Annotated in this window: 13 protein-coding genes; 1 reads left to right on the forward strand and 12 read right to left on the reverse strand. The window is 26.4% G+C overall.

Annotated features, from left to right (window positions below):
* Positions 1–134: 134 nt before the first annotated feature.
* The 6 genes from ACYUE0_RS04440 to ACYUE0_RS04465 all read right to left on the reverse strand — a co-directional run bounded on the left by ACYUE0_RS04440 (position 135) and on the right by ACYUE0_RS04465 (position 5,407).
* Complete coding sequence (locus ACYUE0_RS04440; protein ID WP_460269628.1) at positions 135–1,514, reverse strand: bifunctional metallophosphatase/5'-nucleotidase; 1,380 nt, start codon at positions 1,512–1,514, stop codon at positions 135–137.
* 291 nt (positions 1,515–1,805) lie between these two features.
* A complete protein-coding gene (locus ACYUE0_RS04445; protein WP_460269630.1) occupies positions 1,806–2,132 on the reverse strand; it encodes an HIT domain-containing protein in 327 nt (108 codons plus the stop codon).
* A 477-nt stretch (positions 2,133–2,609) separates the two neighbouring features.
* Positions 2,610–3,140 (reverse strand): 2'-5' RNA ligase family protein, encoded by a 531-nt coding sequence (locus ACYUE0_RS04450; protein WP_460269631.1) that lies wholly within the window; start codon positions 3,138–3,140, stop codon positions 2,610–2,612.
* A 12-nt stretch (positions 3,141–3,152) separates the two neighbouring features.
* Complete coding sequence (locus ACYUE0_RS04455; RefSeq protein ID WP_460269632.1) at positions 3,153–4,004, reverse strand: leucine-rich repeat domain-containing protein; 852 nt, start codon at positions 4,002–4,004, stop codon at positions 3,153–3,155.
* 184 nt (positions 4,005–4,188) lie between these two features.
* The gene (locus tag ACYUE0_RS04460; protein ID WP_460269634.1) at positions 4,189–4,824 is read right to left on the reverse strand and encodes a DedA family protein; all 636 of its coding nucleotides are present in this window, start codon (positions 4,822–4,824) and stop codon (positions 4,189–4,191) included.
* A gap of 28 nt (positions 4,825–4,852) precedes the next feature.
* Positions 4,853–5,407, reverse strand: a complete 555-nt coding sequence (locus ACYUE0_RS04465; RefSeq protein ID WP_460269635.1) for an undecaprenyl-diphosphatase — start codon at positions 5,405–5,407, stop codon at positions 4,853–4,855.
* 678 nt (positions 5,408–6,085) lie between these two features.
* On the opposite strand from ACYUE0_RS04465, the gene ACYUE0_RS04470 reads away from it, so the two are divergent.
* Entirely contained in the window at positions 6,086–7,441 is a 1,356-nt protein-coding gene (locus ACYUE0_RS04470; protein WP_460269636.1) for a YjiH family protein, read from the forward strand.
* A gap of 98 nt (positions 7,442–7,539) precedes the next feature.
* Here the strand turns inward: ACYUE0_RS04470 and ACYUE0_RS04475 are convergent, their stop codons facing one another.
* The 6 genes from ACYUE0_RS04475 to ACYUE0_RS04500 all read right to left on the reverse strand — a co-directional run bounded on the left by ACYUE0_RS04475 (position 7,540) and on the right by ACYUE0_RS04500 (position 12,804).
* A complete protein-coding gene (locus ACYUE0_RS04475) occupies positions 7,540–8,040 on the reverse strand; it encodes an NUDIX hydrolase (RefSeq protein WP_460269637.1) in 501 nt (166 codons plus the stop codon).
* Positions 8,041–8,106: 66 nt separating this feature from the next.
* Entirely contained in the window at positions 8,107–8,685 is a 579-nt protein-coding gene (locus ACYUE0_RS04480; protein ID WP_460269639.1) for a sugar O-acetyltransferase, read from the reverse strand.
* A 173-nt stretch (positions 8,686–8,858) separates the two neighbouring features.
* Positions 8,859–9,467 (reverse strand): LysE family translocator, encoded by a 609-nt coding sequence (locus ACYUE0_RS04485; protein WP_460269641.1) that lies wholly within the window; start codon positions 9,465–9,467, stop codon positions 8,859–8,861.
* A 96-nt stretch (positions 9,468–9,563) separates the two neighbouring features.
* Entirely contained in the window at positions 9,564–10,007 is a 444-nt protein-coding gene (locus tag ACYUE0_RS04490) for an Lrp/AsnC family transcriptional regulator (protein WP_460269681.1), read from the reverse strand.
* A 257-nt stretch (positions 10,008–10,264) separates the two neighbouring features.
* Positions 10,265–11,584 (reverse strand): argininosuccinate lyase, encoded by a 1,320-nt coding sequence (gene argH, locus ACYUE0_RS04495; protein ID WP_460269642.1) that lies wholly within the window; start codon positions 11,582–11,584, stop codon positions 10,265–10,267.
* Positions 11,585–11,610: 26 nt separating this feature from the next.
* On the reverse strand, positions 11,611–12,804 hold the full coding sequence (locus tag ACYUE0_RS04500) for an argininosuccinate synthase (RefSeq protein WP_460269643.1): 1,194 nt from the start codon (positions 12,802–12,804) through the stop codon (positions 11,611–11,613).
* Positions 12,805–13,463 lie beyond the last annotated feature (659 nt).

A 13,463-nucleotide genomic window follows, 5' to 3' on the forward strand; every position in this document is an offset into this window, starting at 1 on the left:
TTTACACTTCAATTTATTTATATTATATAAAAAATAAAGACACTGATTAGAGAGTGTCTTTTAATAAATTATATTTAAGTATATCTATATATTATATAGATATCATCATATATAATTTTTTATAACTTTATATTTTATACAATTTTTATCCATCTATCCTCAAAACACTTTTCCATAAATTCCGGTTTAGATAAATATGTTCTTAGTGTATCCCTTGTATACTCTGTATTATATTTTTCATTTTCATTATTTGCTAAAGATGAATAGCCTGTACCTCGTTGTAAATAATCTGATGTAGCTACTCTATATACTTTTTCTTCTTCTAATTCTCCATTTTTCAGTATTATTCTTATAATGTTTTTCCCATCGTGAGCTATTACTGCACCTGATACATGTAACCTTCCTAGGTATTTACCTCTGAACCCTGCTCCCTTTCCATCTAACATACATATTTCTGATTTAAGAGATTGTTCTAGTGCTTCTTTTATATATTTCCCCTTAATTTCCATGTAAGTTGGATTTAATGGTGATGGACTTATTTCTAAAAGTTTTTTTTCTGAAACTGCACCTCTTTTTATTCCACCATTTATTATTCCACTATTTATTATGCTAAGATCACATGGTATTACATCTCTTAGACCATCTGCTAAAAGATTTGTTATTGGATTTTCATTAACTACATCATGCCAAACGTCCCTATTTATTTCATAAAGAGCCCCTCTTAAATTTTCCACTGCTAAATCATATTCAACCTTAAGTTGCTCTTTAATTTCACTATCTTCTATTTCATTTATGATTTCTATATTTTGTCCATCAAATTCTTTTATAACATTGTCTTCAATGTCTATATCTAAAACTCCTAAGTGGGTTCCATAGCAACCTGATTGATGAACTATTGTTTTATTTAATTTTTCTACTTTATCCATTAAAATATGACTATGTCCACCAATTATAATATCTATGCCTTCAATACTTTCGCAAAACTCTCTATCTTCTCTCATTCCTGCATGACTTAATAATATACATATATCATAATTTCCTTTGTTATCTTCAATTTCTTTTTTTATCTCATCTTTTTGACTTGAAGCATATAAATTATTTAATTCAAAAAATCCATTATATTCAGGTGTTACACCTATTATTAAAAACCTTATATTTCCTTTATTAACTATAATACTTCGCTTTAACCCTTTAATATTTTCTTTATTATATTTATACAAATTACTAGATAAGAAAGATACAGAAGTAGAACCAATCATAGTTTCCATGATTTCTATTCCTGAAAATCCCTCATTATTTCCAACTGAAATGGCATCATATCCTGCCTTTTCTAACAACCTTGCTCCAGCTTCACCATTTGTGCCTTGAAGTTCAATCCTCATAAAATCATTAAAATCTCCTGCATCTAAAAGTAGTGTATTTTCATCTCTTAGCTCTTTAATTTTAGTTACAGCCTTAGAGAAATTCTCAAATCTACTATGAATATCATTAGTGTGCAATATTCGTACTCTCATAAGATCCCCCTTTAAATTTCAAATTATCTATTATGCTCAAACTACTTATTTACTAAAAAATATTACTATCACAATTAATTCTCTAATTTTTTAACATCTTAAATTACTTTATAACACATATATAGATTTTCGTTTATTATAATTTTTCTACAAATTTTTCCCAAATCCTTTGTATTTTTATATTTTGTTTCATTATTTATATATATCACTTTAAAGTGCAAAATTTAAAACATATAGAAAAACAGTGTTTTAAATGCTTAAATCACTGTTTTTCTATTTAATATATTAAATTTATTTTCTACTTCCATAAACTAAATGAAAATGTAAATGCTTAGAATCTTGATATTTTCCTAAGTTCGTTATAACTCTACATGCACCATCTTCATCTACAACCTCTGCCGCAACTTTTTTTACTACACTTAATAATTCTAACAACAAATCATCTTCATTATCAGTAAGTGTAATTAATGATGCTATATGCCTTTTAGGTATAACAACTATATGTTTCTCATATGCTGGCTTAGTATGATAATATGCTAATACATTTTCTGTTTCATACACTTTCTTAACTTCTATTTTATTACTCAATACTTGTTCACAATAAAAATCATTTCCCAATTATCTTCCCCCCATTTTTAAGTTATCTAATGCAAAATAAATTTGTTATTTTAAGTATTTCTACAATTGTTTAATAATACCTGTTATTTTCTATACTTATTATTTTTCATATACTTATTTTAAATTTTGTTATATGTAATTTATTTGATAAAATATACATAACTTATATTGATTTATAAAAAAATTGGAGGTTTAAAGATTTGTTATGATAACTAAAAAACAAAGTAATATATTTAAAGTAGTTACTACAGTGATAGCTTTAGCTTTATATATTTTTCTAAAAATAAAAACTTCTTTTAACCCTGTAATAGGTATTCTTATACCAGTATACTCATATTTTTTAATAATTTATTTTCTCAATAAAAAACATAAGACTTCATAACTATATTAATTTGAATTTTACATTTTATAAAATATATTATACTGTATAGTTTTTAATTTATTTTTTTAAATTAACGTATAAAATTCATATAAATATTATTGTTTTAACTCTATTTCCATTTCTAAAATAGAAAGTTCACTTTCATCTATAATCTCCACTGAAATTTTTTTCACTACTGTATTGAAAACTTCTTGTATATTACAAGTCTCTTTATATGCATTTTCTAAACTCTTCTTATTGTTAAAGCTACCAATAGTCATATGTGGTATAAATTCAACGTTATTTAACCACTCAGGTTTATGCTCTTTTAATATATTTTTATATAAATTATTATGAATCCCTATTAAATCTTCTTTACCATCTATCACTTTTAAAAATAAATAATTCCCTGATTTATCCTGAACTTTAACTATTCCATATAAACTAATTTTAAAAGCTTTTGTCTCCTTTAATGTTTCTAATAGATAATTTTTTAATTCTTCTGTATTTAGATAACTTTCAAAAGGAAATACTAAAGTTATATGTGGTCTCACCTTATCACATAACGGATCATATACTTTTCTAATTTTATTAATAGCATCTACATTTTCAAACTCTGGAAATATCAATATACATCTTTTTTTCAAAACTATCCCCTTCTATCTATATACTATACATCCCTTTTTTTCTAACTCATCTAACCATTCTATTTCTTCTAATTCTCTATTCCATCTCAAATCTAATCTTTCTAAGTTTTCTATGTTTAGCAACTCTTTTGGTAATTTTTTTAATTTATTTCCTCTTAAATCTAATTCTAATAAATTTTCCATTTTACCTATATCTTTAGGTAAAATATTAATATTGTTATTTCTAAGATTTAAACGTCTCATTTTCTTGCACATACCAATCTCTTCTGGTATCTCTTTCAACATATTATTACTTAAATCTAAAACTCTTAAAAACTTTAAATTTCCAATAGAGTTTGGTATATATTTTAGTTTATTTTCTTTTAAATGAATCTCTTTTAAATTTGTCATATCACCAATAGAATCTGGTAAATCTTCTAATTTATTATCAATTAATCTTAATTCTATTAAATTTACTAAATTTCCAATATTATTAGGAATACTTTTTAACAGGTTTTCACTTGCATTTAAGTATTTTAACTTATGCAAAGTAAAAATTTCTGTAGGTATTTCTACAATTCTATTTCCATGTATATATAAATAATCTTCTAGTTCAGTTAAATATTTAAATTCTATAGGTATTTCAGTTATTTCATTATATCCTAAATCTAGCATCTTTAATTTTGATAATTTTTTTATATTTGCGCTTATACAATTTATTTTATTCACTGATATATTTAAAACCTGTAAACTTTTCATTTGAAAAATTTCATCTGGAATAATATCTATATTATTATCATAAAGACTTAATTCTTTTAACTCATCAAATTTATATTCTATATTAGGTAATTTTTTTAATCCTAAACTATTTAAATCTACTTTCATATTTTTCTCCAATCTATTAAAAACATTTTTATCAAATGAATACTTTTCACATTAATCCAAATCACATAATTGTATTCTATAGTTGCTAAAAAATCGATAATGATTTTAAATCATCATCGATTTTTATTTAAATAATTATTTACTAATTTATTTATTTCTTAAACTATCATATAAAATTCTACTACTATTTGAAAAATTTATTTTTTATTAATTCAAAAATAGCAGGAAGCAACGAAATCATAATTATAGCTATAATCACTATGGAAAAATTCTTTTCTACAAAAGGTATGTTTCCGAAAGAATAACCTATTAACGATATACCACTTACCCAAACTATTCCCCCTATTGCATTAAAGGTTATAAATTTTTTATAATTCATTTTTCCTACACCAGCAACAAAAGGTGCAAATGTACGTATAATTGGCATAAACCTTGCTAATATTATTGTTTTTCCACCATAAGTTTCATAAAACTTATTTGTTTTATCTATATATTCTTTTTTCAGAAATTTATTATCATCTTTTAATACTTTAGGCCCTAGATATCTTCCTATATGATAATTTACAGTATCACCTAAAATTGCCGCTAGCCCTAAAAATATAATTAATATTACTATATTTAAATCACCTAACGCAGCAAAGGCTCCTGCAGCAAATAAAAGAGAATCTCCTGGCAAAAAAGGAATTATAACTAATCCTGTTTCACAAAATATTATTATAAATAATATTAAATATATAAATAATCCATATTCACCTATAAAGGCTCCTAAAAATTTATCAATATGTAAAAATACATAAAAGAAATTGCTTATTAAATCCATTCCCTATACTCCTTATCATAGTTATAACCTATTTAAGTATTTTTCCTTCTAATTTTAAATATAAATTAGCTACTTTTTTACTAAGAAATTTTGAATATAAATAGTTAGTAATAAAAACTAATATGTATGCTCCAATAACATCTAAAGGATAGTGATGACCAACATAAAGTCTAGATACTCCTACAATACATGATAAAGTTATAAGAATAACACCATAAACTTTACTATACTTATTTATACCTAAAGCTATGCTCATTGTAAAAGTTGAATGATCACTAGGAAAAGATGCGTTAGGACTATGTGGAAATAATAAGTTTACATCATGTGAAACAAATGGTCTAGGATGGTAATAAACCATTCCTATCATCGCACTTAAAAATAAATTTAACACTGTAAAAACACCTGTGTTGATTGCAATAGCTCTAGTATTTTTATCTTTTTTAACAAATCCATAAATATATAAAACTAGAATTACTATAGCAAAAATTATAGGTACATATTTTGAAAATATTATCATAATATTATCCATAAGTTTGCTTTTACCAGCTAACTGATTTACTAAATCAAAAAGCTTAAAATTCATAAAAATCACCTCAATTTTTCTTTAGTTAGTTTTATAGGGCTTTAAATTTCAACTTATTCATTTATCAAATAAGAAAATTTAAGATTAATATTTTACTGCTAGTTAATAAATTAATTTAGTTAACAGTGAATAGTGAATAGTTAAAAGTTGTGGTTATTACTAATCACTTTGTTCCTAGTAATACTAAACGTAGATTTTTAAAATCATTTTTCAGAAAGTGGTTGCCACTTTCATCCTAAACTTTTAACTATTAATTCTTAACTATTAACTAATTATAGTTGTACTTATTTTCTTAAATAATAATAAAAATTTGATGAATAAATTTTATTCTAATCTTATCTTATACCCCCTATGCTTATTAACTATTTAAGTTTAAATTTATAAAAATGTCAATATAATTTTTATTTCTTATCATTTTTACGCTTAACTAAACTACCTGTTTACATTTCACCTTGAAAATAAATCATTCCTGTTATCACTAAAAGTTCATTACATATTCTTTTTCTTTCACCACATGTTACCATAGTGTTCAAAGAAAATATATTAACTTTAAAAACTGTCTTTAATTTCAATTGAATATTTAAATTTCACTATAAAACTTAACATTAAAAATTTATAATAACTTATAGTTTTTAATATAAATAGTATAAGTTAGTAATTTTTTAAATTGAGGAGGATATGATTTTGGAATCAAATCAATCTATAACTGCTAGAGGGGTTCTTAAGTTCATTATTCCATCATTATTAGGAATTTTTCTTTTTATGATACCTATACCTTTTAATGGACAAATAACCATACCTGTAGCAATATTTGCAAAAGTTATAACTACAAACCTTGAATTATATTTACCTACCATTGCCGCTATAATAATATGTTCCAGTGTATTATTTACTATCTATGTTAAAATTGCAAAACCTAATTTTATAGAAAGAAATAAGTTTCTTAAAGGATTATTCAATGTAAAACCTATATGGTTTTGGATCAGAATAATAGGTATGACCTTAGTTGTATTAACATTATTTGAACTAGGTCCTGAATGGATTTTCTCTGAAAATACTGGTGGATTACTTCTAAATAGCCTACTCCCTGTGCTATTTGCTGTGTTTTTATTTGCAGGTCTACTGCTACCACTTCTATTAAACTTTGGCCTACTTGAGTTTGTTGGAACCTTACTTACAAAAATAATGAGACCTATCTTTAATCTTCCTGGACGTTCATCAATAGATTGTATAACCTCATGGTTAGGTGATGGTACTATAGGTGTGTTGCTTACAAGTAAGCAATATGAAGAAGGATATTATACCAAAAGAGAAGCAGCTGTTATAGGTACTACTTTTTCAGCCGTTTCTATAACATTTAGTTTAGTTGTATTGCAAACTGTAGGCTTAGAAGAATATTTTCTTCCATATTACCTAACTATTTGTTTAGCAGGAATAGTTGCTGCTATTATACTACCAAGAATACCTCCACTATCAAGAAAGGAAGACACTTATTGCACTCCTCCAAAGGATAAAGGAGAGGTTATTCCAAACGGATATAGTAAATCTCAATGGGGTTTAAAATTAGCAGTTCAAAAAGCTAAAAGTAATAATATAAAAGATATATTTAAAGAAGGAACTCAAAATGTTTTAGAAATGTGGCTTGGAGTTATGCCTGTAGTTATGGCTATTGGAACAATTGCTGTAATTATTGCAGAATATACATCTGTTTTCAAATTTTTAGGATTGCCATTCTATCCAATACTTAAATTATTCCAAGTGCCTGAAGCCTTAAGTGCTTCCCAAACATTTGTAGTTGGTTTTGCAGATATGTTTTTACCTTCAGTTATAGCTGCTGCCACAATAGAAAGTGAAATGACAAAATTTATAGTAGCTGCTGTGTCTGTAACACAACTTATATATATGTCAGAAGTAGGTGGACTTTTAATAGGTTCTAAAATTCCTGTTAACATGAAAGACTTGTTGATTCTTTTTATAGAACGTACTTTAGTCACACTCCCTGTCATTGTAATTGTAGCTCACATCTTATTTTAAACTTATAAACAAAAGGATATATTAAGGCATTAACTTGCTTTAATATATCCTCTATTTTAAATATGTAAGTTAATCCATCTATAAATTTTAAATACTATCTAATGAAAATCACCTTCAACTAAATCAAGAATTTCATAAATCTCAGGATATTTAAATAACCTTCCTTCTTCAAGCATTTCTTTAAACTCATTAACTGTAATCCACTTAGCTTCAGCAACTTCATTTTCTTGTAAAACTAACTCTTCTAAATCAATATCTTTTCTTACTAAATATAAATCCCAAATTAAATCTGTTCTAAAAATTCTTCGCATAAATTCCACTTCATCTTCAGAAATTTTTATTCCTAATTCTTCGTTGACTTCACGAATACACCCATCTATAGAATTTTCTCCTGATATCATTCTTCCTGTTGTTAATCCCCACACCCCTGGTAGTATCTCACAACTGTTAGAACGTTTTTGTACTAATATTTTAGAATTTGAATTTATAATCCATGCCTCCATAGCTAAATGATACTCACCACTGTTTAATTTTTCCCCTTTTTCTTTTACTTTTCCTGTTTTATAACCATCTTTATCATATATATCCCAAACTTCCACAATTACCCCTCCTAATTCTAACTTTATTTTATTTAAATAGAGTACACATTTTCTAATATCAAAACTTTATATTCTCTCTACTACCTTACAGGGATTCCCATAGGCAACACAATTACTTGGAATAGATTTAGTTACTACACTTCCAGCCCCAATAACTGTATTATCGCCAATAGTAACTCCTGGACAAATAATTGCTCCTCCTCCAATCCAAGAATTATTACCTATACTTACTGGTTTGGTAAATGTTGTATATGATGCTCCATTTGAAGAATTTGTTTTAATTCTTTCTAATGGATTTATAGGATGAGTTGCCGTATATATTTGAACAGTTGGCCCAATAAGAACATTTTCTCCGATTGTTATAAAGTTATCATCTATAAAAACACAATTATAATTAATAAATGTATTCTTCCCAATAGATATATTTTTTCCATAATCACAGAAAAAATATTTTTCTATCCAAACCCCATCCCCTACAAATTTAAATAAATTTTTTAAAACATTAAATTTAAATTCCGCCTCTGTAGATGGAGCATTATTAAACTCTTCTAAAAGATTTTTAGCATTATGATACATACCAATAAGTTCAGAATCCCTTGAATCATAAATCTCTCCTGCCAACATTTTTTCTCTTTCAGTTAACATAACTCATATATTCCCTTCTTATTTAATAACTTATTTTTTAAAACTTACAATATTTCCAGCTTGTTTTCCTATATTATACAATTTTTTTGTTTTACTATCAAAAATTCATTCCAAACTCTAACTTTTCCTTTAACTAAAAAAATCAAGGCTTAGCCTTGATTTTTTTTATATTATTATACTTTTTTAAGCGCCATTTTAACACCAAAATAAATCAGTAAAACTCCGACAATTATATTTAATATTTGGATTACATATGCTGGTAAAAATACTTTTGTAAAAGTACCTAATACTGCAACTAACGTTAAAAAACTTAATGTAGCCATTAAAGCACCAATTCCAAAAATATAAATATCTTTTCTTTTCATATTTTCTTCAATAATTTTAGTAGAAAATACCCCTGCCCAAAATACTATTGTAAGCGGATTAGATGCAGTAAGTATTATAGATTTTAAAAATACGCTATTCGAATTTCCTGCCCCTTGAAGACTTAAGCTTGGTATAAAGTTAATACCAAATTGACCTAAAACTGTACTTAATCCAAAAATAATTAGTATAATTGCTCCAAAAATTTTCAGTCCTACTTTTACTTTCCTTTTTTCTATTATAGATGCTATTCCTAAAATAGCCGCAAAAATATAAAGACCATCAACTATAGTAACACCTAACACTCCAGTTTCTGCTACGTAAAAACCTTTTAATGAAGCCATCTGCAATATAAAAATACAAACAGGGCCTATTGCTAACTGCAATAACATTCCAAATTTTAAACCTTTTAAAAACATCCTATAACTCCTTTTAGGCATAGGTACTAATTTATTCAAACTTAATACTTAAAAACAAATGAATAAATCCTCCTTTATTAATCAAACAAATATGCCTTAAACATTAATATCTTCTTTTAGTGATGATAGAGTGATTATTGTATTTGATTGAACTACACCTTTTATTTTTTTTAGTTTATTAGATATAAAATTCTCTAAAACGTTGGTATCTTCTACAAGTATTTTTAGCAAATAATCATATTTACCGACAACATGATGACATTCTAATACAGAATTATATTTAACTATAGCTTTTCTAAATCCTTCTATATTTTCAGTTTTATCAATATTAACAAAAATAAATGCTAAAAGTTTATAATTAATTTTATCTCTATTAATCCTCACTGTGTACTGCTCAATTATACCAGCAGATTCTATTTTTCTTATTCTTTCTGATACAGCTGGCACAGAAAGCTTCACTCTTTTACTTATCTCTGAAGTAGTTGATCTACTATTTTGTTTTAAGACATTAATAATTTCGAAATCAATGGCATCTATGATTAATCACCCCTAACTTTTCTAAAGTAATTTTATTTTATAATATTAAATTAATATAAGTAAATATTTTTCAGAAAATCAATAAATTTTTAAGCAAAATATAACTTTTAGTTTAAATTTTTAATTTGTAATATTACATATACGTCTAATACTTTAAATTATTAAAGTGTTTTTTAGCAAATATTCAAAAAAAAGCACATGGAATAAACATATTAAACCATGTGCTTTTTATTATTAGGTACATTCAATTATCCTATATATTATTTAATTATTTCTTTTTTTATGCCTCTTTTTAATGTGCTTTCGTAGTCAATGAATTCGTAAATATCTTCATCAAATGCATCGCTAAATTTTTTAAGTTCTTTTAAATTTAAACTTTCTATTGTAGTACAATTTCCTTCGCAATAAAGTACTATCTCACCTATTATTCTATGAGCATCCCTAAAAGGAATTCCTTTAGTAACTAAATAGTCTGCACCTTCTGTAGCATTTAAAAAACCTTTTTTAACTGCATTTTTAGTAACTTCTTTATTTACTTTTAAACTTGAAAGCATACCACTCATTATTTTAAGACAACTTATAACATTGTTAGTACCGCTAAAAAATCCTTCTTTATCTTCTTGCATATCTTTATTATAAGCTAAAGGTATACCTTTCATAGTAGTAAGCAATGCCATTAAGTTTCCATAAACACCACCAGTTTTGCCTCTAATTAATTCTGCTGCATCTGGATTTTTCTTTTGAGGCATTATAGAACTTCCTGTAGAAAATTCATCACTAATCTCTATAAAATCAAACTCTTTACTGCTCCAAATTATAATCTCTTCACTCAATCTACTTAAATGCATCATTATTATTGAACATGCACTTAAAATTTCAATAGCAAAATCCCTATCACTAACTCCATCTAAAAAATTATCTACTGGCTTTTTAAAACCTAATTCCTTTGCAGTAAAATCTCTATCTGTATTATAAGTAGTACCTGCTAATGCACAACAACCTAATGGGCTTTCATCCATTACTTCTATTGTATTTAGCATCCTTTTTTCATCTCTTACAAGCATATTATAATATGCCATAATATGATACTTAAAAGTAACTACTTGAGCTCTTTGAAGATGAGTATATCCTGGCATAAGTACATTATTTTCATCACCAAGTTCTACTATGGCTTCTTTAAGATTCACAATTTCTTCTATAATTTCTTTAGCTCTATCTTTTGCATAAAGCCTAAAGTCTAATGCAACTTGATCATTTCTACTTCTTGCAGTATGAAGCTTTTTGCCTACTTCTCCAATTCTTGAAATTAAGTTCATTTCCACAAAACTATGAATATCTTCATATTCTCCTTCAATTAAAAGCTTTCCTTCATCAATATCTTTTAAAATAGAAATTAGACCTTTAATTATTTCATCTTTTTCTTCATCAGTTAAAATGTTACATTTAGCTAACATCTTTACATGTGCTATACTACCTTGTATATCGTATTTATATAGCTTTTTGTCAAATCTTAATGAACTATTAAAATCCTCCATAAGCTTGCTTTCTTTCTCTTTAAATCTTCCTCCCCACAGCTTCATACAAGATCTCCTCCAATTCAAAATTTTTATTTCTTTAATGATTTTATTCTTGATGGAAGACTAAATAATCTTATAAATCCGCCGGCATCCTTATGACTATATAAATCACTTTCACCAAAAGAAGATATGCCTTTATCATAAAGTGCATTTTCTGTAAACACTCCTGCATTTGTTACATTACCTTTATATAATTTTAATTTAACTGTACCTGTAACATTTTCTTGTGTTTTCTCTACAAAAGCATCTAAAGATTCCCTTAAAGTAGTAAACCATAATCCATCATAAACAAGCTCTCCATATTTTAAAGCTAACCCTTGTTTATAGTGATATGTTATTTTATCTAAAGTCAATCTTTCAAGTTCTCTGTGCGCCTCATAAAGAATTGTTCCACCAGGGGTTTCATATACACCTCTAGATTTCATTCCAACAAGTCTATTTTCAACTATATCAATTATACCTATACCATTTTCCGAACCAAACTTATTTAAAATAGTTATTAAATCCACTCCATTTAACTCTACTCCGTCTACTTTTTTAGGCTCACCCTTTTCAAAGTAAATTTCTACATAAGTAGGTTCATCTTTTGCATTTTCTGGTGCTGTTATTGAAGAGTATAACTCCAACTTATGCTGATTTTGTGGATCTTCTAAATCGCCACCTTCATGACTAATATGCCATAAATTTTTATCAACAGAATATATTTTCTCTTTTGTTACAGGCACGTCTACACCTTTGCTTAAAGCATAATCTATAGCATCTTCTCTTGAAGAAATATCCCACATTCTCCAAGGTGCTATAATTTCTATAAGTGGATCACAGGATGCAATTGCTACTTCAAATCTAACTTGGTCATTTCCTTTTCCCGTACATCCATGACATATGTATTTTGCACCCTCCATTTTTGCTATTTCTACTAATCTCTTACCCATAAGTGGTCTTGCAAGAGAAGTTCCAAGAAGATATTTATCCTCATAAACTGCTCCAGCTTTTAATGCTTTATATACATATTCCTTCACAAATTCTTCTCTTACATCTTCTATATAAACCTTCTTGGCACCAGTTCTTATTGCTTTTTTCTCCACTTCTTTCATATCATCATCTTGTCCAACATCTACACATACTGCTATAACTTCTAAATCATAATTTTCTTGTAACCAAGGAATTATGATTGATGTATCTAACCCTCCTGAGTATGCTAATATCACTTTTTCTTTATTCATAAATTAATCCCCCTTATTTTTAGTCAAAATTTTATATCTTTATTTTTTATTTTTAGCAATTATAGGGTTGCAAGTTAAATTTTAAAGTTATTCATTTATCAAATGAGAAAACTCAAATTAATATTTTATCAATAACTAACAGTTTATTTTAGTTAAAAGTTGTGGTGATTATTAATCACTATGTTCCTAACAATACTAAACGTACCTTTTTAGGACCGGCTTTGATTGTTTTAGGTTTTATTGATATACTTTCGATTTTATTTAAAAAATAACTTACGAAAAATAGATTTCGGTACGCCTGTCCTTCTTGTTACGGCTGTAAACTTTGGATATAACTTCAGTTAACTTTATATCCCAAATTCAAGGTTTAATTCTTCTAATCGAAAGAAACTGATTTTCAGTTTCATCCATTACTTTTAACTCTCAATTTTTAACTTTTAACTGACTATAGTTGTACTTGCTTTTCTCAATTGATAATATAATTTTAATAAATTAATTTAAATTAGAGCTTGTTTCCCTATATAGGGTTCCAAGTTGACTTTTAAAATTATCCATTCCAAAACTTGGATACCCCAAATAGTGAGACATGCTCTGAATCACTTGGAACTAAACACTATATTTTGTATAAAAATATTTTAAAGTTATTGAATAAATTTAAA

This window comes from Clostridium sp. CTA-19, from assembly GCF_054767855.1.